The organism is Pseudomonas agarici (genome assembly GCF_900109755.1).
GTDB classification, from domain to species: Bacteria; Pseudomonadota; Gammaproteobacteria; order Pseudomonadales; family Pseudomonadaceae; genus Aquipseudomonas; species Aquipseudomonas agarici.
Map to the genome: position 1 here is coordinate 139,644 of NZ_FOAR01000003.1, position 22,576 is coordinate 162,219.

At 61.5% G+C, this 22,576-nt stretch carries 25 protein-coding genes, 1 pseudogene and 1 riboswitch; of the genes and pseudogenes, 6 read left to right on the forward strand and 20 right to left on the reverse strand.

What is annotated here, in order from left to right; translation table 11 throughout:
- Window positions 1–106 precede the first annotated feature (106 nt).
- Genes BMX68_RS26255 through cobO form a run of 13 tightly spaced genes read right to left on the reverse strand, consistent with a single transcriptional unit; the run spans window position 107 to window position 10,832 of the window.
- Window positions 107–229 (reverse strand): hypothetical protein, encoded by a 123-nt coding sequence (locus BMX68_RS26255; protein ID WP_017130944.1) that lies wholly within the window; start codon window positions 227–229, stop codon window positions 107–109.
- Window positions 226–1,434 (reverse strand): MFS transporter, encoded by a 1,209-nt coding sequence (locus BMX68_RS03955; protein ID WP_017130945.1) that lies wholly within the window; start codon window positions 1,432–1,434, stop codon window positions 226–228. Before BMX68_RS03955 ends, BMX68_RS26255 begins: the two co-directional genes overlap by 4 nt.
- Window positions 1,435–1,485: 51 nt before the next feature.
- Entirely contained in the window at window positions 1,486–1,899 is a 414-nt protein-coding gene (locus tag BMX68_RS03960; RefSeq protein WP_017130946.1) for a MarR family winged helix-turn-helix transcriptional regulator, read from the reverse strand.
- 59 nt (window positions 1,900–1,958) lie between these two features.
- Window positions 1,959–2,690 carry an adenosylcobinamide-GDP ribazoletransferase gene (locus BMX68_RS03965; RefSeq protein ID WP_026013065.1) on the reverse strand — a complete coding sequence of 244 codons (732 nt, stop codon included), beginning with the start codon at window positions 2,688–2,690 and terminating at the stop codon, window positions 1,959–1,961.
- 2 nt (window positions 2,691–2,692) lie between these two features.
- Window positions 2,693–3,271: an alpha-ribazole phosphatase family protein gene (cobC, locus tag BMX68_RS03970; RefSeq protein ID WP_017130948.1), complete on the reverse strand. Its 579-nt coding sequence runs from the start codon at window positions 3,269–3,271 to the stop codon at window positions 2,693–2,695.
- Window positions 3,268–4,323 (reverse strand): nicotinate-nucleotide--dimethylbenzimidazole phosphoribosyltransferase, encoded by a 1,056-nt coding sequence (gene cobT / locus BMX68_RS03975; RefSeq protein WP_017130949.1) that lies wholly within the window; start codon window positions 4,321–4,323, stop codon window positions 3,268–3,270. The genes cobC and cobT overlap by 4 nt, the downstream gene beginning before the upstream one ends.
- Entirely contained in the window at window positions 4,320–4,841 is a 522-nt protein-coding gene (cobU, locus tag BMX68_RS03980) for a bifunctional adenosylcobinamide kinase/adenosylcobinamide-phosphate guanylyltransferase (protein ID WP_017130950.1), read from the reverse strand. Before cobU ends, cobT begins: the two co-directional genes overlap by 4 nt.
- Window positions 4,842–4,856: 15 nt before the next feature.
- The gene (locus BMX68_RS03985) at window positions 4,857–6,311 is read right to left on the reverse strand and encodes a cobyric acid synthase (protein WP_017130951.1); all 1,455 of its coding nucleotides are present in this window, start codon (window positions 6,309–6,311) and stop codon (window positions 4,857–4,859) included.
- Window positions 6,308–7,300, reverse strand: a complete 993-nt coding sequence (gene cobD, locus BMX68_RS03990; protein ID WP_017130952.1) for a threonine-phosphate decarboxylase CobD — start codon at window positions 7,298–7,300, stop codon at window positions 6,308–6,310. Before cobD ends, BMX68_RS03985 begins: the two co-directional genes overlap by 4 nt.
- Window positions 7,293–8,201 (reverse strand): adenosylcobinamide-phosphate synthase CbiB, encoded by a 909-nt coding sequence (cbiB, locus tag BMX68_RS03995; RefSeq protein ID WP_017130953.1) that lies wholly within the window; start codon window positions 8,199–8,201, stop codon window positions 7,293–7,295. Before cbiB ends, cobD begins: the two co-directional genes overlap by 8 nt.
- The gene (gene bluB, locus BMX68_RS04000; protein ID WP_017130954.1) at window positions 8,198–8,848 is read right to left on the reverse strand and encodes a 5,6-dimethylbenzimidazole synthase; all 651 of its coding nucleotides are present in this window, start codon (window positions 8,846–8,848) and stop codon (window positions 8,198–8,200) included. The genes cbiB and bluB overlap by 4 nt, the downstream gene beginning before the upstream one ends.
- Window positions 8,845–10,224, reverse strand: coding sequence for a cobyrinic acid a,c-diamide synthase CobB (locus BMX68_RS04005; protein ID WP_017130955.1), 1,380 nt, complete (start codon window positions 10,222–10,224; stop codon window positions 8,845–8,847). The genes bluB and BMX68_RS04005 overlap by 4 nt, the downstream gene beginning before the upstream one ends.
- Complete coding sequence (gene cobO, locus BMX68_RS04010; RefSeq protein ID WP_017130956.1) at window positions 10,221–10,832, reverse strand: cob(I)yrinic acid a,c-diamide adenosyltransferase; 612 nt, start codon at window positions 10,830–10,832, stop codon at window positions 10,221–10,223. Before cobO ends, BMX68_RS04005 begins: the two co-directional genes overlap by 4 nt.
- An 81-nt stretch (window positions 10,833–10,913) precedes the next feature.
- Window positions 10,914–11,134: riboswitch (cobalamin riboswitch) on the reverse strand.
- Between the two features lie 230 nt (window positions 11,135–11,364).
- Between cobO and BMX68_RS26610 the strand changes: the two are divergent.
- Window positions 11,365–11,589: pseudogene (locus BMX68_RS26610) on the forward strand (hypothetical protein); the annotation flags it as partial.
- A gap of 73 nt (window positions 11,590–11,662) precedes the next feature.
- Window positions 11,663–12,976: a PQQ-dependent sugar dehydrogenase gene (locus BMX68_RS04020; protein ID WP_074861889.1), complete on the forward strand. Its 1,314-nt coding sequence runs from the start codon at window positions 11,663–11,665 to the stop codon at window positions 12,974–12,976.
- Window positions 12,977–13,009: 33 nt separating this feature from the next.
- Here the strand turns inward: BMX68_RS04020 and BMX68_RS04025 are convergent, their stop codons facing one another.
- From BMX68_RS04025 to BMX68_RS04050, 6 genes are all read right to left on the reverse strand, one after another.
- Window positions 13,010–13,672: a class I SAM-dependent methyltransferase gene (locus BMX68_RS04025; RefSeq protein ID WP_017130959.1), complete on the reverse strand. Its 663-nt coding sequence runs from the start codon at window positions 13,670–13,672 to the stop codon at window positions 13,010–13,012.
- 101 nt (window positions 13,673–13,773) lie between these two features.
- Window positions 13,774–14,322, reverse strand: coding sequence for a C40 family peptidase (locus tag BMX68_RS04030; protein ID WP_017130960.1), 549 nt, complete (start codon window positions 14,320–14,322; stop codon window positions 13,774–13,776).
- Between the two features lie 231 nt (window positions 14,323–14,553).
- Complete coding sequence (locus BMX68_RS04035) at window positions 14,554–15,189, reverse strand: C40 family peptidase (RefSeq protein ID WP_026013066.1); 636 nt, start codon at window positions 15,187–15,189, stop codon at window positions 14,554–14,556.
- A 232-nt stretch (window positions 15,190–15,421) separates the two neighbouring features.
- Window positions 15,422–16,126, reverse strand: a complete 705-nt coding sequence (hda, locus tag BMX68_RS04040; protein ID WP_017130962.1) for a DnaA regulatory inactivator Hda — start codon at window positions 16,124–16,126, stop codon at window positions 15,422–15,424.
- 266 nt (window positions 16,127–16,392) lie between these two features.
- Window positions 16,393–17,466: an AI-2E family transporter gene (locus BMX68_RS04045; RefSeq protein ID WP_017130964.1), complete on the reverse strand. Its 1,074-nt coding sequence runs from the start codon at window positions 17,464–17,466 to the stop codon at window positions 16,393–16,395.
- Window positions 17,467–17,503: 37 nt separating this feature from the next.
- Window positions 17,504–18,532, reverse strand: a complete 1,029-nt coding sequence (locus tag BMX68_RS04050; protein WP_017130965.1) for a DUF2066 domain-containing protein — start codon at window positions 18,530–18,532, stop codon at window positions 17,504–17,506.
- A gap of 375 nt (window positions 18,533–18,907) precedes the next feature.
- On the opposite strand from BMX68_RS04050, the gene purM reads away from it, so the two are divergent.
- The 4 genes from purM (at window position 18,908) to BMX68_RS04070 (ending at window position 21,908) form a co-directional block, all read left to right on the forward strand.
- Window positions 18,908–19,966, forward strand: coding sequence for a phosphoribosylformylglycinamidine cyclo-ligase (purM, locus tag BMX68_RS04055; protein WP_017130966.1), 1,059 nt, complete (start codon window positions 18,908–18,910; stop codon window positions 19,964–19,966).
- Window positions 19,967–19,977: 11 nt separating this feature from the next.
- The gene (gene purN, locus BMX68_RS04060) at window positions 19,978–20,628 is read left to right on the forward strand and encodes a phosphoribosylglycinamide formyltransferase (protein WP_026013067.1); all 651 of its coding nucleotides are present in this window, start codon (window positions 19,978–19,980) and stop codon (window positions 20,626–20,628) included.
- Window positions 20,629–20,636: 8 nt separating this feature from the next.
- Window positions 20,637–21,350 (forward strand): DUF3108 domain-containing protein, encoded by a 714-nt coding sequence (locus BMX68_RS04065; RefSeq protein ID WP_017130968.1) that lies wholly within the window; start codon window positions 20,637–20,639, stop codon window positions 21,348–21,350.
- Between the two features lie 369 nt (window positions 21,351–21,719).
- Window positions 21,720–21,908: a hypothetical protein gene (locus BMX68_RS04070; protein ID WP_017130969.1), complete on the forward strand. Its 189-nt coding sequence runs from the start codon at window positions 21,720–21,722 to the stop codon at window positions 21,906–21,908.
- 96 nt (window positions 21,909–22,004) lie between these two features.
- On the opposite strand, the gene BMX68_RS04075 is transcribed toward BMX68_RS04070, so the two are convergent.
- Complete coding sequence (locus BMX68_RS04075; protein WP_017130970.1) at window positions 22,005–22,550, reverse strand: DUF2058 domain-containing protein; 546 nt, start codon at window positions 22,548–22,550, stop codon at window positions 22,005–22,007.
- Between the last annotated feature and the right edge of the window lie 26 nt (window positions 22,551–22,576).

Genomic DNA, 22,576 nt, shown 5'->3' on the forward strand with positions numbered 1-22,576 from the left:
AAAAACCCCGTCTTCGCGGGGTTTTTTATTGGCCGGTTTTCTCAAGGTTTCAACGCAAGCGCTTTTTTGCACCCTTTCATTCCGGGACCGAACACCACACAGGCCACTAGCAAGCGCCCATGCCCAGTTGCATCAGGGCCAAGCCCCCCTGATGCCAACCCCACCAGGCCAACGCCAGCAACAGTGCCACGCCAGCCAGGGCCAACAGCCTCGGCCACAACGAATTCATGCCACCCCCAACTGCGTCTGCAAGCGTGCCACGGGCCGCTCGCGGACTGGCCAGTTCAAGGCCGCCGCCAACAGGCTGAGGAGAATTGCCACCTGCCAGATCAAGTCATAGCTGCCCGTGCGGTCATACACCACACCCCCCAACCAACCGCCGAGGAAGGAGCCGATCTGGTGGAACAGGAAAACGACTCCACCCAGCATAGAGAGATTTCGTACCCCAAACAGCGTCGCCACGGTGCCATTGGTCAGTGGCACTGTCGACAACCAGAGAAACCCCATGGCCATGCCGAACAGATAGGCACTGGTCTGCGTCACCGGCAGCCAGAGGAACAGCCCGATCACCACTGCCCGGCCCAGATACAGGCCAGTCAACAGACGCGGCTTGGACATGCGCCCGCCCAGCCAGCCGGCGGTATAGGTGCCAAAGATATTGAACAACCCGATCAACGCCAGCACTGTGGTGCCGACCCTGGCTGGCAGATGCTGGTCCACCAGGTAAGCCGGCAAATGCACACCGATAAACACCACCTGGAAACCACAGACAAAAAAGCCGAATGCCAAGAGCCAGAACCCGGAGTGGCAACAGGCCTCGCGCAGTGCCTCGCCCAGGGTCTGCTCACCGGCCAGTACCGGCAACGGCTGGTCCTTGAGCATCGCCACCAGCGGCACGATCAGCGCCACCAGCATACCCAGCACCAGTAGTGCGGTCGACCAGCCGAGCCAGCCGATCAGCCCCAGCGTGCCCGGCAACATCGCGAACTGACCGAAGGAGCCAGCGGCGCTGGCGATCCCCATCGCCATACTGCGTCGCTGCGGCGCGACAGCTCGCCCGACCACGCCGAGAATCACCGAGAAAGAAGTGCCCGACAGGCCGATGCCAATCAACAGGCCGGCACTCAGGGATAGGCCCAAGGCCGAGTTGGAAAGCCCCATGAAGACTAGGCCTACGGCGTACAGCAGCCCGCCGACCAGCACCACTTTCGCCGCGCCGAAACGGTCGGCCAGAGCGCCGGTGAAGGGTTGTGCCAGGCCCCAGATCAGGTTCTGCAAGGCGATGGCAAAGGCAAATACCTCCCGTCCCCAACCGAACTGTGCGCTCATGGGCGGCAGGAACAGCCCGAAACCATGTCGCACTCCCAGCGACAAGGCAAGAATCAGTGCGCTGCCGAGAAGAATCCAGCCGCTGCTACGCCAGAGCGATGTCATTATTGTGCTCCACTAGCAGGTACATACCCGCTTTTATGCAAATAGAGGCGATCACTCGCCGCACGCCAGCTCATCCAGTAACGCCTGCAAGACAGCGCGCTTTTCATCGCCCAAGCGCTCGGCCAGACGCCGCTGTACCGCTTGCCAGGCCGGAAAAGCCGCCTCCAGCCGCCTGGCCCCGGTGTCGGTCAGGCGCACCAGGCGATTGCGCTGGTCGGCGCCCTCGCTCATCCGCACCAGGCCTTCGCCTTCGAGAACCCGCAGATTGCGCCCCAGGGTGCTGCGATCCAGTCCTACGGCTTCGGCCAGGCTCGAAATGCTCGGTTTGTCCAGGCGCCGCAGATGACACAGCAGAGAATACTGTGCGACGTTGATCCCGAAGCCATCGAGAGCGCCGTCATAATGCCTACTGACGCCACGAGCGGCGCGACGCAGGCTGATGCATAAACAGTCGGTGGACAACATGATTGGTGTATATACCCGCAAATCAGTTGTTACCAGTTTATCGAGAAAACGCCAGAGTGTCAGATCAACGCCAACCCCACCAGCACCGCCGCTTCCAGTAACTCCAGCAAGGCCCCTGCCGTATCGCCGGTCGTGCCGCCCAGTCGGTGCATCATCAACTGCCGCAACCCGAAGAAACATCCCATCGCCAACAGCACGGCAAACGCGCCCTTGAGGCCCGCCAGGATCAGGCAAGCCAGGATACTCGCCAACAACACATGACGTCCGGTTCGCCGTGGCAGATGATCGGCCAATGCCTGGCCCAACCCGCCAGTCCGCACATAAGGCGTCACCAGGAACAAGCCCAGCAGCGCGCCGCGCCCGATCAACGGAGCCAGGATCAAGGCAACTGCCTGTTGTTTTTCGATCAAGGCCAGCAAGGCGCAAAACTTCAACAGCAAGACTAGAATCAGGGTCACCACGGCGATCGGTCCGCTGCGCGGGTCCTTCATGATCAGCAAGGTCCGTTCGCGATCACCGAAACCGCCCAGCCAAGCGTCGGCACTGTCGGCCAGGCCATCCAGGTGCAGGCCGCCGCTGAACACCACCCAGACCGTCAGCAACAGCGCACCTCGCAGGAGCAGCGGCGCCCCGCCCAGCAACCCGTCGACGCCATACAGCAACATTCCCAGCAGCAGACCCACCAGCGGATACCACAGCAACGACCGTCCCAGTTCCTCGGGTGATGGCATGCCCGGCAGACGAATCGGCAAGCTGCTGAGAAATTGCAGGGCAATCCGCAACGGCAGCAGGTTCACAGTCCTTCCCTCAGCACACCATCGGCCTGCACCCGCAGAGTGAACAAGGCGCCATGAGCGACCTCGACCTGCAGCAGTTGCTCGCGGGGCAAGCCGCGAGCGCGGGCCAACAGCAATTTCATGACCCCGCCATGGCTGACCAGCAACACGCGTTGACCGGCGTACCGCTGTTGCAAGCGCTCCACCGCCCCCAGCACCCGTTCGGAAAACCGTGACAGGGGTTCTCCCTCGGGTGGGGTAAAAGCATAAGGATCGGACCAGAATCGCCCCAGCGCATCGGCGTCTGTCTCCATCAACGTCGCTGCGCTGTGCCCTTCCCAGGCACCGAAATGCAGCTCCTGTAGATCTTTTTCCAGTTCGATGGGCAAGCCGAGCCGCCCACCCAGCTCTTCGGCAAACCGCGCACAACGCTGCAAAGGCGAACTGACCAGACGATCCCAAGGCCCCCGCCCCAGCACGGCGCTGCGCAACTGTTCCCAGCCCCTGTCGGTGAGGGCGTCATCCAGACTGCCACGCAAGCCGCCACCCAGCTCGGTCTCGCCATGGCGCAGCAGATCCAGATGCAGGGCCGTCATGCCGGACGATCCGCCACGGCCGCTTCGGCAAAGGTCGCCATCTGCCCGTGCAGGTCGCAGGCCAGCCGCAGCAACGGCACCGCCAGGGCCGCGCCACTGCCTTCTCCCAAGCGCAGGCGCAGCTCCAGCAGCGGTTCGGCCAGCAGGCTTTCCAGCACATGTCGATGCCCTGGCTCAGCACCACGATGAGCAAAAATCAGCCAGTCACGGCAAGCAGGATTCAAGTGCACCGCCACCATCGCCGCCACCGTACAGATAAAGCCGTCCACCAACGCCGCCACGCCTTCCTGGGCGCAGGCCAGGTAAGCCCCGGTCAGCGCCGCGATCTCGAAACCGCCAAGTCGGAACAGGGCCTGCAACGGGTCATTGGTATGCCCGGCATGCAATGCCAAGGCCCGCTCGATCACTTGCGCCTTGTGACTGACTCCTGTCGGGTCCAGGCCGGTGCCAGGGCCGGCGAGCAGCTTCGCCGGGCAACCGAGCAAGGCGCAGGCCACGGCACTGGCCGCGGCGGTATTACCGATGCCCATCTCGCCGCCGATAAACAGTTCACTCTCGGCGGCCACGGCACGCCGCACGCTGTCACGCCCGGCTTGCAGCGCCAGCCGTCCCTGGGCCTCGGTCATCGCCGGGCCCTGGACAATGTTCGCCGTGCCCGCGCCGATCCGCAGATGACGCACGCCAGGCAGGTTGAGCATCGGTGTCACCGTGCCAAGGTCATTCACATCCAGTTGCGCCCCCAGTTGCCGCGCCAGGACGCTGATCGCCGCGCCGCCGCCGACAAAGTTGGCGAGCATCTGTCCGGTGACTTCTTGGGGATAGGCCGACACGCCCTCGGCGACCACACCATGGTCAGCGGCGAATAGCGCGATCCACAGATGATCGACCCGTGGCTTAAGCCGTCCCTGCAGGCCGGCAAGCTGCACCGCGACCTGCTCCAGCAGGCCAAGGGAGCCGGCAGGCTTGGTCAACTGCTGCTGGTGATCGAGCGCCGCCGCCCGGACTTGCAGATCGACCGCCGCGCACGGGTTCAGCCACCATGATTCACTCATAACGCCACTCCTTTCAACGTCAGGGGCAGTCCGGCAACGGTCAACACGACACGCTGGCAGCGTTCGGCGAGGGCTTGATGCAGCCAACCCGCTTCATCGACATAACGGCGAGTCAATTGGCCCAACGGCACGACACCGAGCCCGCTCTCGTTGCTGACCAAAATGATTTCGCCCGGCAGCTCGGCCAGGCAGTCCAATAGGGCGCTACGCTCGGCTTGCAGGCGGGTCGCATCCTCCAACATCAGCAAATTGGTCAACCACAAGGTCAGGCAATCCACCAGCAGGCAGGTATCGGTGGCCGCGTTGTCGCGCAAGACCCGCGCCAGTTGCAGCGGTTCCTCGACCAGCCGCCAATGCGCCGGTCGACGCTGGCGGTGCAGGGCGATCCGCTCGCTCAACTCGCCATCCAGCGGCTGGCTGGTGGCTATGTAGGTCACCCGTAGACGGCTCTCTTCGGCCAGACGCTCGGCCAGACGGCTTTTACCGGAGCGCGCGCCGCCCAGAATCAGTTGCTGCATATTCAATAGATCCGCTTAGCCAAGACCGCACAACCCGCGCAGGCGATCGGTGTCCAGATGTTGCTCGACCAGATCGGCCAGGCGTTCGATATCTCGTTCGCGCAGGGCGTGATAATCCACTTCCTGCACCGCTTCCAGGCCTGCCCAACGCAGCAGCGCGGCACACGAACCGGGCGATTCGAACAGGCCGTGCAGATACGTGCAGAGGATCTGCCCATCGGCACTTTGGGCGCCGTCGCAGCGCCCGTCATCCAACTGCACCGCCGGGCGCTCCAAGGCAGCGCCGGTGGTCACTCCGGCGTGAATCTCGTAGCCGCTGACTGCGCTGTTCTCCAGCAACAGGTGCCCGCGCACATTGCGCAATTGCTTCTCCTGTTCGAGCTGGGTGCTGAACGCCAGCAGGCCCAGGCCGGCGCTGGACCCCGCCGAACCTTCCAGGCCCAACGGATCGTGCACCTGCTCGCCGAGCATCTGCAGCCCGCCGCAGATACCCAGCACCTTGCCGCCATAGCGCAGGTGCCGGTTGATCGCAGTTTCCCAGCCCGCCCCGCGCAGATACGCCAGATCACCGCGCACGCTTTTCGAGCCAGGCAGGATAATCAGGTCTGCCGCCGGGATCGCCTGGCCCGGCCCGACAAACTGCAGGTCGACCTGCGGATGCAGGCGCAACGGATCGAAATCGGTCGGGTTGCTGATGCGCGGCAACACCGGCACCACCACCTTCAGGACCTTCTCGGCCTTGTCGATCTGGCGCGAGTCAAGGCCGTCCTCGGCTTCCAGGTGCAGGTCCATGACATAAGGCAGCACGCCGATCACCGGCTTGCCGGTGTGCGCTTGCAGCCAATCGAGCCCCGGTTGCAACAGGGCGATATCGCCGCGAAAGCGATTGATGATGAAGCCCTTGACCCGCGCCTGCTCACTGGCCGACAACAATGCCAGGGTGCCCACCAGATGGGCGAATACCCCGCCGCGGTTGATATCGGCGATCAGCAGCACCGGGCAATCCACCGCCTCGGCAAAGCCCATGTTGGCGATATCGCCGGCACGCAGATTGATCTCCGCCGGCGAACCGGCGCCTTCGACCATCACCACCGGGTACTCGGCACTCAGGCGTCGATGGGACGCCAACACCGCTTGCATCGCGGTGGCCTTGTAGTCGTGATAGGCGACGGCGTTCATGGTGGTCACGGCGCGGCCATGGATGATCACTTGGGCACCGGTATCGCTGTTGGGCTTGAGCAGCACCGGATTCATATCGGTGTGCGGCGGCAGGCCGCAAGCCTGGGCCTGGACCGCCTGCGCCCGGCCAATCTCGCCACCGTCGGCGGTCACCGCACTGTTGAGCGCCATGTTCTGCGGCTTGAACGGCACCACCCGTATGCCCTGACGGCTCAGCCAGCGACACAAGGCAGTCACCAACGTGCTCTTGCCGGCATCGGATGTCGTGCCCTGGACCATCAGGGTACTCATGGGTGCTCCTCGGTATACGCCTTGAACGCCAGCTCCAGCCGCTGCCAGTCGGCATCGTCGACCGGCAGACCCAAGCGCAGGCTGCTGTTCTGGACAAACAATCGCAACAAAATCCCGCGCTTGGCCATAAACTCATACAGGTGCTCGGCCCGAGACGTGATCAACCACTGAAACAGTGCGCAGCCGCCCTGGGGCGCAAACCCGTAACGGCTCAACAACGCCACCAGACGCTGGCTCGCCTGCTCCGTGCGCAGTCGCTGCCGGACGTGACCGGCGCGGTCGGCCAGGCAGACTTGCCCCAACACCCGTGTGGGCCCGGCCACTGCCCAGGGACCGACCTGCTCAGCCAGCAACTTGAGCAACTTGCGCTCGGCCAGGACAAAGCCCAGGCGCACACCGGCCAGACCGAAAAACTTGCCGAAAGAGCGCAATACGATCAGCCCGACCTTGTGGCTATGCGCGGCCAGACTCAACTGCGGCGTGTTGTCCATGAAAGCCTCGTCCACCACCAGCCAGCCGCCGCGCTGGGCCAGTCGGCCATGCCACTCCAGCAGTTGCTCCGGTGCCAGACTCAGACCTGTGGGATTGTTCGGATTGACCACCACCAGCACATCGAGGCTGTCGAGAAAGAAATCGACTTCATGCTCCTGCACGTCGCGCACGATATAACCGTTTCGGCGCCAGGCCTCGGCGTGTTCGGCGTAGCACGGCGACAGCACCCCAACCTTGCCCGCCCGCCGCAGCCGTGGCAGCAACTGGATGGCGGCCTGCGAGCCGGGCACCGGCAGTACCAGCGGCGCACCGTAGTAAGTGCAGGCGGCCTGCTCCAGGCCATCGTCGGTTTCCGGTAGACGAGCCCAGGCACGCTCGGGAATCGGCGGGATCGGCCAGGGCCACGGCGCGATGCCGCTGGACAAGTCCAGCCAATTGGCTTCGGCAATCGCGTATTGCTCCACCGCCTGGCGCAACCGCCCGCCGTGCTCAAGCATAAAACTCTGCTCCCAGACAGAGAATCAGCAACCATAACCACACGCCACGTTGCACCAATTGCCAACCGCGATCGATCGCATCGGCATCGGCGGGTGGGCCTTCGCCCAACGGCGGACGCTGATGCAGCTCGCCGTGATAGATCGCCGCGCCGCCCAGCTCGACTCCCAGCGCACCAGCCCCGGCGGCCATCACTGGTCCGGCATTCGGACTGTCCCAGGTGGGTCCCTGGCTGCGCCAGCATCTGAGTGCCAGGCGAGTCTTGCCCAGCAGCGCATAAGTCAGCGCCACCAGTCGTGCGGGAATATAGTTGAGCACATCGTCGATCTTCGCCGCTGCCCAGCCAAAACGCTCGAAACGTTCGTTGCGATAGCCCCACATGGCGTCCAGGGTATTGCTCAAGCGATACAGCACCACACCGGGGACTCCGGCAACGGCAAACCAGAACAGCGCGGCAAATACCGCATCGCTGCCGTTTTCCAACACCGACTCGGTGGCCGCACGGGCCACTGCCGTGTCATCCAGCTCCGAGGTCTGGCGACTGACCAGATAGCTCACGCGCTCCCGCGCCAATTCCAGGTTTGCGCCACGAAGCGCCTGGGCCACCGACACCACATGTTCACCCAGGCTGCGCATGCCGAGGGCACAATAGAGAAACAGGATTTCGATGACCCAGCCGATATAAGGCGCCCAGGACAGCGCCGTAGCCAGCACTGTCAACGGCACGACGGCCAGCAACCAGGCGGTCACACCATGGCTACGCCAGCCACGGCCACCGGCGTTGAAGCGTTGTTCGATGCGATCGGCGATACGGCCGAACGCCACCAGCGGATGCCAGCGTTTGGGTTCGCCCAGCAGCGCATCCAGCGCAACCCCGGCGACACTCAACAACGCCACACTCATTGACTCACTCCCCAATAGTTTTCGTACAACAGCTCACTCAGAGGGCGCGATTTCGCCCAGCCTTCCAGTAGGAGCATCGGTGCCGGGTAAAATGCCTGGACCGGCCCCAGGCACAACACCGCCACCGGCTTGGCCCCCTCCGGTAAGCCCAGCAAGTCCGCCAGTGCCTGTGGCTCGAACAGCGACACCCAGCCCATGCCCAAGCCTTCCGCGCGGGAGGCCAGCCAGAGGTTCTGAATCGCGCAGGACACGGACGCCATGTCCATCTCCGGCAACGTCCGGCGCCCGAAGATATGCCGTTCGCGACCGTCCATCAGCGCCGCCACCAGCACTTCGGCGCAATCGTTGATACCCTCAACCTTCAACTTCATGAACTCATCGGAACGCTCGCCAAGGGCATCGGCGGTGCGGACCCTTTCCTCTTCCACCAGTTGCCGGATCCGCTCACGCAGCGAGCGATCGCTGATCCGGATAAACCGCCACGGCTGCATCAGACCGACACTCGGCGCCTGGTGTGCGGCTTCCAGCAGGCGCGCCAGGAGTGCTGGTGGCACCGTACCCCCGACAAAGTGACGCATGTCGCGGCGCTCGGCGATGGCGCGGTAGATTGCATTTCGCTCTTCAATGGAGAATGTGTTGTCAGTCATGGTCTGCTCCCAGCGATCCGGCGCCCCGGTAAGCTCGCTTCCACACAGAGAGCGCCGACCTGGGCAAAGTTGATTGCTGCATCAGGTGCCAGCAACGCGGCAACCGCCCGAGGGTTGGACGGAAAGTAGAAGTGCACATAGGACGCAGTCGTCCGCCCTTCGCGGTACACGGCTTCCGCGCCGCGCCCGCCGTTGGGGCTCAGCCCGCGAGCAATCGGAGTCAGTTCGGTAGTGGTCAGCGAATGGTGATAGGTATGTCCGCGCAACAAACCTTCCGGCAACTCCACGGCCTGCAAGGCCAGGGCAGCCAGGCGTTTCTGCATCACCGCCTCTCCCGCCAACAGGCCCAGCAGCTCGGCGCGTCGACCGTCGACGTCGGTCAGCGCATCGAGCAGGTAGAGCATCCCGCCGCACTCGGCGAGCAAGGGTTTACCCTTGGTCTGGTGATCGCGGATCGCCATCAACATCGAAGTGTTTCGCGCCAGCGCCACGTGGTGCAATTCCGGATAACCTCCTGGCAGGTAAAGGCTATCAACGTCTGGCAGGCCGGCATCGTGAATCGGCGAAAAGAAGCATAACTCGGCGCCCATCGCCCCAAGCAGATCCAGGTTGGCACCATAGATAAACGCGAACGCTTCGTCACGGGCAACCGCAATCCGCACGCCAGCCAGCAATGGCTCGGCAGCGATCAGCGTCGGCGCGGCAAACTCGACCGGAGGCGGCAGCGCGACTTCGCAACTTGCGCCCAGGGCCTCGGCGGCAGCGTCGAGGCGCCGATCGAGGTCATTCAATTCGCTGGCTTGGACCAACCCGAGGTGCCGGCTCGGCAACTCGATCCCGGTCTCCCGAGAGAGCGCGCCGTACCAGCGCAGGCCTTCGGTCAGGCTACCTTCGAGCAACTGCGCATGCCGCGGCGTCCCCACGCGATTGGCCAATACCCCGGCGAACGGCAGGTCCGGTTGATAACGCGCCAGGCCCAGCGCCAAGGCACCAAAGGTCTGGGCCATGGCCGTGCCGTCGATGACCCCCAGCACCGGCACACCGAAGTGCCGAGCCAGGTCGGCACTGGACGGAGTACCGTCAAACAAGCCCATGACCCCTTCGATCAGGATCAGGTCGGCGTCACCGGCCGCTTCCCACAGCAAACGACGGCTTTCCTCGGCGCCGACCATCCACAAGTCCAACTGATACACCGGCGCGCCGCTGGCCCGCTCATGAATCATCGGGTCGAGAAAATCCGGGCCACACTTGAACACCCGGACCTTGCGCCCCTGATTGCGGTGCAGGCGCGCCAGCGCCGCCGTCACCGTGGTCTTGCCCTGGCCGGACGCTGGCGCGGCGATCAGCACCGCCGGGCAACGACGCGGCTGATTCATAGCTCGATGCCTTTCTGCGCCTTGATCCCGGCCTGGAACGCATGTTTGAGCAGGCCCATTTCCGTGACGGTATCGGCCAGGTCGATCATTTCCGGCTTGGCGCCGCGTCCGGTCACCACCACATGCTGCATTGGCGGCCGACCCTGCAGATCGCTCAGTACCTGGTCGAGATCCAGGTACCCGTGTTTGAGGGCGATATTCAGCTCATCGAGCACCACCAGACCGATAGCCGGGTTGCCGAGCAGCTCCCGAGAGACGGTCCAGGCGGCTTCAGCGGCGGCGATATCACGCTGGCGGTCCTGGGTTTCCCAGGTGAATCCCTCGCCCATCACATGGAACCGCACCTGCTCGGGAAAACGCCGGAAGAACAGCTCCTCGCCGGTGCTGCTGCGACCCTTGATAAATTGCACCACGCCGCACTGCATGCCGTGGCCCATGGCTCGGGCGAGCATGCCGAAGGCGGAACTGCTCTTGCCCTTGCCATTGCCCGTCAGGACCAGCAGCAAGCCGCACTCGTTGGGAGCGCTGGCGATACGTTCATCGATCACCGCTTTTTTGCGCAACATGCGCGCCAAATGACGTTCATCGCGATCGGGGGATGGGTTCATGACAGCTCTCCGTTGGGGCTGGATAAGGCAAACGGGGCTGGAAAAAACACGACCGCAACGGTCCAGCATCGCCCGCCGTGATGCTGTGGGATGGATCAGGCCGGTCTCCGGGCTCATGAGCTGCGCAAGCGCAGGACCGCGCGCCTTCCCGTGCAGCCGGCACAGTGGCGAAAAGCGTAGTCTTGACTCATTTACCGTTGCGGGGGCAGCGCCGGAATCGCACCTGTCGAAAGGGCTCACCGGCTTCCCTGTTTCACCCTGTCGACGCATCGCCACAGAGCACCTGAAACAAGTTGAGAAGGTTAGAGGGTTGAGGATGGAGCGTCAAATAAAGCCGCCACAACAAAAACACGTCCCCCTGAGCCTGGAAAATCGTCCAAGACACCCGCCAACAAAAACCGCCGCCAGAATTTGTGCTTTGGCGAGGACAGTTGATATCAAACAGCCATAACCCACTCAACAATAAAAAGAGAAACCCCCATGCAGGACCTGATCATCGGATGCCGGCCCTGCTCGACGCGATCAACGCCGCCAAAAGCTTAACCATCCTCATCATCTCAGGCTCGGTTGTCTGTTTGTTTCGCCATTCAACCCCCAACGGAGTCCGAGTCTGGAAAACCTACAGGGTATGGTCGACGACCTGCAAAAGACCAATAGCTACGCGGTGGCCTGGTACTTCCCCTATGCCTACCGCAAGCTGCACAACGAAGCCGACCACTACCATCCCGGCATCGCCCTGCTGTTCAAGGAGGCTTGAGCAAAAGGATTGAACCTGCGTCGACTATGCTTCTCTACTTCTAGACCCGCGTAAGCATCGACGGAGACTCAGCATGTTCCAGCACAAGCACGCTCTGATCATCCTGCTCGCCAGCGGATTGGCGGCTTGCGGCGAAAGTTCCACCCTGTCGGTGTCCGAGGGCACCGGTCCCTCTCCCAAGCTTACGGAACCGAACAAGACCCTCCTTCCCACCGTCAATATCGCCCCCGCCATCGGCTGGCCTCAGGGCGCCAAGCCAGTGGCGGCAGTCGGCACTCAAGTCGCCGCGTTCGCCGAAAACCTCGACCACCCGCGCTGGTTGTATGTGCTGCCCAACGGCGATGTACTAGTTGCCGAGACCAACTCGCCACCCAAGCCCGACGACAACCAGGGCATTCGTGGCTGGATTTCCCGTAAGGTCATGGATCGCGCCGGGGCCGGGGTGCCCAGCGCGAATCGCATTACCCTACTGCGCGACAGCAATCACGATGGGATCGCGGAAACCCGCACGACCTTTATCGACCAACTCAATTCGCCTTTCGGCATGACGCTGGTGGGCAATGACCTGTATGTCGCCGACACCGATGCCCTGCTGCGCTTCCACTATGAGCCGGGTGAAACCGTGATCAAGGAACAAGCGGAGAAGATCATCGATTTGCCCGGCGGCCCCCTCAATCACCACTGGACCAAGAATGTGATTGCCAGCCAGGACGGGGGAAAGCTCTACGTCACCGTTGGTTCCAACAGTAACGTCGGCGAAAACGGCCTGGACAAAGAGCAAGGTCGCGCTGCGATCTGGGAAGTCGATCCAGCCACCCGCAGCCACCGGATCTTTGCCTCCGGCCTGCGCAACCCCAACGGCCTGGCCTGGGAGCCGCAGAGCGGCAAACTGTGGACCGCGGTGAACGAGCGGGACGAGATCGGCAGCGACCTGGTGCCGGACTACATTACCTCGGTGAAGGAGGGCGGGTTCTATGGATGGCCCTACAGCTATTACGGCCAACACGTGGATGCGCGGGTATCGCCTTCGGACCCGGCCATGGTCGCCAAGGCCATCGCTCCGGACTACGCCGTCGGGCCGCATACGGCATCGCTTGGACTGACCTTTGCCCAGGGCAGCAAGCTGCCTGAGCCGTTCACCCAAGGGGCCTTTATCGGCCAGCACGGTTCCTGGAATCGCAAACCACACAGCGGCTACAAGGTGATTTTCGTGCCCTTCGCCGCAGGCAAGCCGAATGGGCAGCCACTGGATGTGCTGACGGGTTTTCTCGACGAGGATGAAAATGCCAGGGGCCGCCCGGTCGGGGTAGTCATCGACCAACAGGGCGGCCTGCTGGTGGCGGACGATGTGGGTAACAAAATCTGGCGCGTGTCCGCCAGTCGTTAGTCCGAGGATGAGGAGTTGCCCTTGCGCCGCCCGCTAGCGTTTACGACACAAGGTCAACCCATCCCCCACCGGCAACAATGACAGGTCTACCCGCGAGTCATCCTTCAAGGCCAGGTTCAGTGCCTGGATGGCTCGTGTATCCTCGCTCTGCGCGCCCTCCTCCAGTACCCGGCCGCTCCACAGGGTGTTGTCAAACATCGCCAGACCACCCCTTCGCAACAGATGCAAGGCGATCTCCAGATAGCGTGGATAGTTCGCCTTGTCGGCATCGATGAACACCAGGTCGAAGGACCCGCCCTGCCCCTGGCGCTCCAGCTCGGCCAGCGTGTCGAGTGCCGGCGCCAGGCGCAGTTCGATCCGCCCGGACAAGCCAGCCTCCCGCCAGTAGCGCAGCGCCGTGGCGTTGTACTCGCCAGGCAGGTCGCAGCACAGCAATGAGCCGTCCTCCGGCAGCGCCGACGCCATGCACAAGGCACTGTAGCCGGTAAAAGTGCCAATTTCGAGCAAGCGCCGGGCACCGGTCAGCTTGACCAGCAGGGCAAGGAATTGGCCTTGCTCGGGAGCCACCTGCCAGCGTGCCATAGGCAGCGCCTGGGTCTCGTCACGCAAGCGCTTGAGCAGCGGCGTCTCGCGCAGGGAAACGTCCAGCAGGTAGCCGTAGAGAGCATCGTCGAGTTTGAGCGTGCGAGCGGTCATGACTACCTCAAGGAGTCAGCGACTGGTGGCCTGTACGGTTATAGGGCGAGGAACAGCAACGCAGACCAAGGATTTGTGGCGCCCACATTGACTAACAGAACTCACCACACAGGCTGCTGGGGATTGAGCGCCAGGTGTTCGGCCGGCAGCACACGCTTGGCATTCAGATAGGCACGCTGCCAGTAGGCCTTGGACAGGCTGTCCAGTTTGACGGTGCCACCCGTGGCAGGGGCATGGACAAAACGACCTTCACCGACATAAATTCCCGCGTGACTGACCTGGGAGCCGCCATTAGTCGCGAAAAAGATCAGGTCGCCGGTTTGCAGGGCGTTCTGCGACACATTCGGAGCACGCATCACAATCATTTCACGAGTCGAGCGCGGCAGGTTGATGCCGGCCATGTCGCGGTACACATAACTGATCAGACCGCTGCAATCGAAACCCGAGTCCGGCGTATTGCCCCCCCAGCGATAGGGTGTGCCGACCAGGCCCAGGGCACGGAACAGGACATCCTCGGCTTGCGGTGAAGACGGTTGTGGAGCGGCGAAGACCACCGAACGGGCCATTGGCGCAGGCGGCGGAGCATGGCTGGCACAAGCACCGAGCAACGCGGTCAGGGTGATAAGGGCAATACGGGCCAAGGTCGACATATGCAGAAATCCTGACTGAATGCGGCTTGCTCTGCCGTGGTGTGAAGAAATCAAAACCGCGCAAGCGAGCTTGCGCGGTCAGACACTCAACAATATGTCAGGATTCTAGCGTCTATGCGCCAAACTTCAAGTATCACTTTAACTTCGGACGTTTTTTGTACAACCTTGTTCGCTTTCGCGGCTTGGTAGTTAGCCGCCAGACAGGGCCGATGATACTGAAACGTCGAACGATTACCTGTTGCTGGCCGTGACCGTGGTGGGAGCCATCGCCAAGGCGCGCTTGGCCTCAATGAAGGTCTTGCTCCAGTAACTGTCGCCCAGGTTATCGACCCGGACACCACCGCTACGGCGGCTGCTGGAATGGATGAACTGGTCATCGCCCAGGTAGATTCCGGCATGACTGACACGCCCGCGACGACCATTGGTGGCGAAGAACAGCAAGTCACCCGGCTTGAGCTTGTTGCGGGCAACCAATGGCGCCTTCACGTTGATCATCTCTCGGGTGGAACGCGGCAGGTCCAGGCCCGCTTCCTCACGGAACAGATAACCGATAAAGCCGCTGCAATCAAAGCCGGAACTCTCGTTGGTGCCGCCGAAATGGTAACGGGTACCGATCAGGGACATGCCGCGCTCAAGAATGCTGTCGGCCAGGACGGGCAACTGATAGGGCTTGCTGTCGGAAAACTCGGCGAGCTCTTTTTCCGTGGCCAATTCATCGTCCAATACAACCGAAGATTTGACACCAGAAACCGGAGCGATTTTGACTGAACTTTCTACCTGCTGTTGCGCAATCGGCGTATGCGCCGCACAACCAAAAAGCAGGGTAACAAGTGCGAGAGGCACGAGGGGTGCGAAGCGAACTAGCATGGGCACAACCGCGGCTGATTTCTTATGAAGACGCGACTATGCCTTCTATCACCCTCATTTGCAAATTTTATGGGACAAAATGTGACTTGGTAGTTTCTTGAAAACATCTAAGGACTTAATACCCCACCGGCTCGCAGGCGCCCGAAAATTGCTTTCGGCGTGGGTTTTGTGGCGTCTGGAATTTGGCGAAAACCCGCCTACAGCCCCCAATAATGGGGGATTCTACCTGTCGTTACCAGCCCAGGGTTTCTTTCAGGAAAGGAATGGTCAGCTTGCGCTGAGCCTGCAAGGAGGCCTGGTCGAGACGCTCAAGCAACTCGAACAGCGCACTCATGCTACGGGTACCACGGGTCAGGATGAAATGCCCTACTTCGTCGGTCAGGTGCAGGCCGCGTCTTGACGCACGCAGTTGCAAAGCACGCAATTTATCTTCGTCGGAAAGCGCACGCATCTGGAAGATCAGGGCCAGGGTCAGACGCGACTTCAGATCCGCCAACCTCACCGGCAATTCACGCGGCGAGGTGGACGCGGCAATCAGTAACCGACGGCCACTGTCGCGCAAACGGTTGAACAGATGGAACAGCGCCTCTTCCCAGTCCGCCCGACCGGCGACCACTTGCAGGTCATCCAGGCAGACCAATTCGTATTGTTCGAGGTTATCCAGCAATTCGACACCGCGATCCATCAACTCGGCCAGTGGCAGATAGACCGCCGGCTCGCCCATCTGCTCGAAGCGCAGACACGCCGCCTGCAATAGATGGGTACGCCCCACGCCATCTTTGCCCCAGAGATAGATCAGACTTTCGGTCCATCCGGCGTCGGCTTCGCATAGCCGCTCGACATAGCCGAGTGCAGCGGCATTGGCGCCTGGATAATAGTTGATGAAGGTAGCGTCATCACGCAGACGCACACCTAGGGGCAGCTGAATCGGTTTCATGCTGACGGAACAGTTCTAGGGAACCGTTAGAGGCCTCTGTGTAAAGTCTGCAAAGTTTATACCCGTGACGCCGAGCGCACAATGCAGCGGACCACAAGCAAAATCAAAGGTTTGCGTTGATCGATGAGAATACCGGCATAACCTGGCAGTCAAAAATGACACCCATCGGCCTGGGAGCATGGCCGGCCCGCGAAGGGCTCTCAATGCCCTTGAACGCTTCGCCGGAGCGCGCCCGGACCCAGCTCCGCACCTGCGCGAACTCAATATTACAGATTTGCATCCTCCTGTCCGTCATACATATCCGACTCTTTGTAAAGATCATGGACATGCCGCACCAGCACCATGATTACCGCCGCCACCGGTAACGCCAGCAGCACACCGGTAAAGCCGAACAGTTCGCCACCGGCGAGAATGGCGAAAATCACCGCAACCGGATGCAGGCCGATGCGGTCGCCCACCAGCAAGGGCGTCAACACCATGCCTTCCAGGGCCTGACCGACCATGAACACCGCGACGATGCCGATCATTGGATACCAGTCACCACCGAACTGGAACAAGCCGGCAATGAGCGCAGCGCCAATCCCGATCACAAACCCCATGTACGGCACAATGGCTGCCAACCCCGCCAGCAGGCCGATCAGCAACCCCAGTTCCAAGCCGACCAGCATCAAGCCGCCGGCATAGATCACCCCGAGCGCCAGCATCACCAGTAACTGGCCGCGAACGAACGCCCCGAGCACCCCATGGCACTCACCGGCTAATGCGACGATATGCCCCTCTTGCTGACGCGGCAGCAGGCTGCGAACTTTCGCCATCATCAGGTCCCAGTCCCTCAGCAGGTAGAAACTCACCACCGGGATCAGCACCAGGTTGGCCAGCCACCCCATCAGCGCCAGACTCGATGCTGTCGCCTGGGACAGCACTACACCGACAATATCAGTGGTCTGGCCCATGTGCTCGCTGATGGCGGCTTTGACTTTATCGAACTTCCAGAAGCCATCCGCCAGGCCGAATTTGTGCTGCGCCCAAGGCATCGCCGTGTGTTGCAACCAGTCGAGCATCTGCGGCGCCAGCTCATAGAGCCGGAACAACTGCTTGGCCAGCATCGGCACCAGCACCAATAACAGGGTCATCAGGATCAGGGTGAACAGGGCGAACACCGCCACCACGCCCCACGTCCGCGACAACCCGAACTTCTCCAACCGATCGACCACGGGGTCGAACATATAGGCGAGCAGGATGCCCACCAGGAACGGCGACAATATCGGGTGCAGAAAGTACACAAGCACGCACAGCAGGACCGCCGCGCCAAGCCAAATCCATCGACGGGTGTCGGTCATGGACAACTCCAGCCTTATATATAGAGGGAAAGATGAACTACCAACGGAAACGCAGCCGTGGTGTCGGTGCCGCGGCGACCGCAGCGGGATCGTTGACCGCCAACGGCACCTCGCCAGGTGGTACTTCCAACAACTTGGCTAATCCCAATTGTGCCCGCAGTTGCTCGGCGTTACCGCTGACCTGATAGACAATCCGCTCGCCATCCACGCTCAGAGGTCGACCGCCAAAAGGTTCGAGTAGATGCCCTAGCGCGGCATAGCGCTCCAGGTTCATGCCTTGCACTTCCAGTAACTGATCGGTGGCCACCCCAGGCTTGACGGCAAAGCGCGGCGCCAGACGCTCACTCACCGCCAGCAGTACGGCATCGGCCAGGGCCGCGGTATCCGCGCCCTGAGCCACCCCCTGCTCCTTCTGGTCGCCCAGCCAGAGGCGCCATTTGGCCTCCCACTGCGTGCCATTTTGATGGGCGTGTACGGCGAGCAATGCATCGGCGCCATACCGTTCGGACGCCCCATGCAATGGCGAGGCATCGGCACCTTCGAGGTTCTTCGCGGTGGCGACGATCTGCTCATCCAGGTCGGCCAGCGGCAAGCGCAGCGGCAGACCGCGATGCACTGCGGCACGACGCAACGGTTCCGCCGCCGACTGCCCGTCGCCCACCAGACTCGAACCCTCGGTGGAGTCGCTCAGCCACCAGCCGAGAATCGAGGGTCGATTGCTCCCCCACAGGGCCAGCCCCGCGCCGCGTAAAGCGCGATCGGTGCTCACCGGATCGAAATCCACCTGCAGGCTCTGCGGCGGCCCGGCATCGTAGCCGTACTGGCTGATGATCTGCCGAGGGTCCTTGCGCACCTCGGCCAGCCCCGGGCTCTGCACTGCCTGGCGGTCGCCGGTCAGGCGCAGCACGAGGGTTTCCAACGCACGCTGGGTGGCCTGGTTACGTTCATCCGGGGTCTGGCTGCCGACCGGTTCGCGTACCTGATACAAACCGTTCAGGGTTTCGGCATGAATCGCCAGACTCAGAAGGGAGAGGCAACCGACACTCAATAATTTGAACAAACGCATGAAAAATTCCCGACAAGCAGAAAACGGCGTAAGAGACCGTATAAATACCAACAGACAGGTATGTGACCGCAGCGCAGTGCCATCATTCATACCCTCGTTGAAAGTTTTTCCGCCGTCATAAAGATAGCAGTTGATAACGCTATACCTTATACAGCCGTACCCGATGCAGCCAGCGTCACCGTCCAGGGATTTTTTTGCGGATATTGCCCTGCCCGTCGGCCCGAGGATGGCCGCTGCCGCTCAAGCCTGATAAAATCGCGCGCCTTCGCAGACCGGCGATGACCGGACACCCGGAAAGAACGACTTACACCGCTCCTTCTCGTGTCCTCGCCCTTCCCGGTCGCCTTCCCTGAATCCCCCCTAAAGGCCTGGATCATGAGCAAGCAACCCTCCCTGAGCTACAAGGACGCCGGTGTAGACATCGACGCCGGTGAAGCATTGGTCGAACGCATCAAGAGCGTGGCCAAGCGCACTGCGCGCCCGGAAGTCATGGGCGGCCTGGGTGGTTTTGGCGCCCTCTGCGAAATCCCGGCCGGTTACAAACAGCCGGTCCTGGTCTCCGGCACCGACGGTGTGGGCACCAAGCTGCGCTTGGCGCTGAACCTGAACAAGCACGACAGCATTGGCATCGACCTGGTGGCCATGTGCGTGAACGACCTGGTGGTCTGCGGTGCCGAGCCGCTGTTCTTCCTCGACTACTACGCCACCGGCAAGCTCAACGTCGACACCGCGACCCAGGTGGTCACCGGTATCGGTGCCGGTTGCGAACTGTCCGGCTGCTCGCTGGTCGGCGGCGAAACCGCTGAAATGCCGGGCATGTACGAAGGCGAAGACTACGACCTGGCCGGCTTTTGCGTTGGCGTCGTGGAAAAAGCCGAAATCATCGACGGTTCGAAAGTGGCTACCGGTGACGCCCTGCTCGCCCTACCGTCATCCGGTCCGCATTCCAACGGTTACTCGCTGATCCGCAAGATCATCGAAGTCAGCGGCGCCGATATCGAAAACACCCAGTTGGACGGCAAACCGCTGACCGACCTGCTGATGGCGCCAACCCGTATCTACGTCAAGCCATTGCTCAAGCTGATCAAGGACACTGGCGCGGTCAAGGCCATGGCCCACATCACCGGCGGCGGCCTGCTGGACAACATCCCACGCGTCCTGCCCAAAGGTGCCCAGGCCGTGGTCGACGTGGCCAGTTGGCAACGTCCGGCGGTCTTCGACTGGCTGCAGGAAAAAGGCAACGTCAACGAAACCGAAATGCACCGCGTACTGAACTGCGGCGTCGGCATGGTCATCTGCGTCGCCCAGGAACACGTTGAAATCGCCCTGAAGGTCCTGCGCGAAGCCGGCGAACAGCCTTGGGTCATCGGCCAGATCGCCATCGCCGCCGAGGGCGCTGCCCAGGTCGAGCTGAAGAACCTCAAGGCTCACTGATGTCCGAGCCGATAACCTCGACCTGTAACGTCGTGGTGTTGCTGTCGGGCAGCGGCAGCAACTTGCAGGCCCTGATCGATGACATACAGATTAGGGGCAATCCGGCCCGCATCGCTGCGGTGATCTCCAACCGCATCGATGCCTACGGCCTGCAACGCGCCAAGAATGCGGGTATCGACACCCGCTCCCTGGATCATAAAGCCTTCGAAGGTCGCGAAGCCTTTGATGGGGCCTTGATCGAACTGATCGACGCCTTCAACCCACAACTGGTAGTCCTAGCCGGCTTCATGCGTATTCTCAGCGCGGACTTCGTCCGGCACTACCGGGGACGCCTGCTTAATATCCATCCCTCGCTCCTACCCAAGTACAAAGGCCTGCACACCCACCAGCGGGCGCTGGAGGCTGGCGACAGCGAACACGGCTGCAGCGTACACTTCGTCACTGAAGAACTCGACGGAGGCCCTCTGGTCGTACAGGCTGTGGTTACGGTAGAGTCTGATGATTCGGCGCAGAGTCTGGCGCAGCGGGTTCATACCCAGGAACACAGGATTTACCCGCTGGCGGTACGCTGGTTCGCCGAAGGGCGCTTGAGCTTTAGCGGACAGGGTGTTTTATTGGACGGCCAATTACTCACCGCCAGCGGTCATTCGATTCGAACCTAGGAGATTTTATGCGTCGCGCCCTGCTCTTCGCTCTTACTCTGCTTGCCTTGCCTGTTGTGCAAGCAGCGGATCTTCAACCTTTCTCCGTCAGTTATACCGCCGACTGGAAACAGCTCCCCATGAGCGGTTCCGCCGAACGTAGCCTGACAAAAAACGCCAATGGCGGCTGGACCCTGAATTTCAAGGCTTCCATGATGATCGCCAGCCTGACCGAGGAAAGCACCCTGCGCCTCGATAAGGACAAGCTGTTACCGCAGACTTACACCTTCGAACGTGGCGGGCTGGGCAAGGCCAAAAAGGTCAATCTGGATTTCGACTGGACGACCAACAAAGTCACTGGCTTCGAAGGCAAGGAGCCGGTCAACCTGCCCCTCGAAAGCGGCATGTTCGACAAGTCGACCTATCAGTTGGCCTTGCAGCGTGATATTGCGGCTGGCAAGAAAAGCATGAGCTACCGGGTTGCCGAGGGCACTGATACCGACACTTACGACTTTCGTGTGATCGGTTCGGAAAAGGTCCAGACCAAGGCCGGTACGATCGATGCGATCAAGGTCGAGCGCGTCCGTGATCCGACACAGAGCAAGCGCATCACGCAAATGTGGTTCGCTAAAGACTGGGGCTACATCTTGGTTGCCCTGCGCCAGGTCGAAAACGACGGCAAGGAGTACAACATCATGCTCCAGGACGGCACCGTCGACGGCAAGGCTGTCAAAGGCAACTGATACCCTCCGTTGGCGATACTGATCGGTACACATTCCAGTGACGAGCCTGTGGTGAGCAGGCTTGTCGACACGCCACAATATCTCATCCCAAAACGCTTGTTGACGGCTCCTAGCGTGATTCGTGTACTCACCAGTCCCTGCGCGCATCACGTACCGCTCTCCCGCTGCCGACAATGCCAGAACATGAAACTTTTGTCAGGAAACTCCGCAAGCCTTCCCTCAACCTCAACAAATCCGGGCCTTTGGCGATTGCCATGTTTTTTGCAACGGTGAGTTTCACCGGTGAGCGATTTACGTAGCAGGCTAATGAATAATATAAAAGAGGCCTGCGACGCGTTGCCGCAGTTCTATAGAGACCGGAGTTTGCAGATGACCGTAAAAGTAACCGAACGCGATGATGCCCATATGTCCCATGAAGGCATAGCCAATGGCATTCGAATCTGGGATGTACATCAACAGGACCTGCTGGTAGGCATGTTTCACAACGAGGCCGATGCTCATAATTACAAGAACGAGCTGGAAACCCTCGAGATGAAACGCCACGCACAAAGCGCCTGAAGTCTTAAGCTCCATGGGCGCACCCGGCCCACGCAGCCAGTGACGCCCCACTCGTACAAACCCCGCCTTTTGAGCGGGGTTTGTCGTTTCAGCGGCTTACCACATCAGATCGTCAGGGATCTGGTAGGCCGCGTATGGATCATCCTCGTCCGGCATCTGGTTCTCGGTCAGCAGATTGAGCTGGACGATACGCTCAGGGGCTCGCTCTTGGATCTTCAGCGCCGCTTCACGGGGAATCACCTCGTAGCCACCACCATGGTGCACAATCGCCAGCGAACCATTGCTGAGCTTGTTGCGCATCAGCGTGTTGACCGACAAGCGCTTGACCTTCTTGTCGTCGACGAAGTTGTAGTAGTCCTCGGTGGTCAGCTTGGGCAGGCGCGAGGTTTCGATCAATTGCTTGACCTGGGCGGTCCGCGCCTTGGCCTCGGCCTTCTCCTGCTGCTGGCGATTCAGCTCCTGGTCACGCTTGACCTTCTCGGCCTGCGCTTGCTGGGCCAGACGCGCCTGGGTGTCGTCAGCCTCGACCTGGCCTTTATGGACCAGCCGCTGCTGCTTCTGTTTGTCTTTGCTAACCTGCTTGGCTTGCTTTTGATTGACCAGACCTGCTTTGAGCAACTGGTCACGAAGGGAAAGGCTCATGGTGTTTACTCACTTGGGTCAACGAC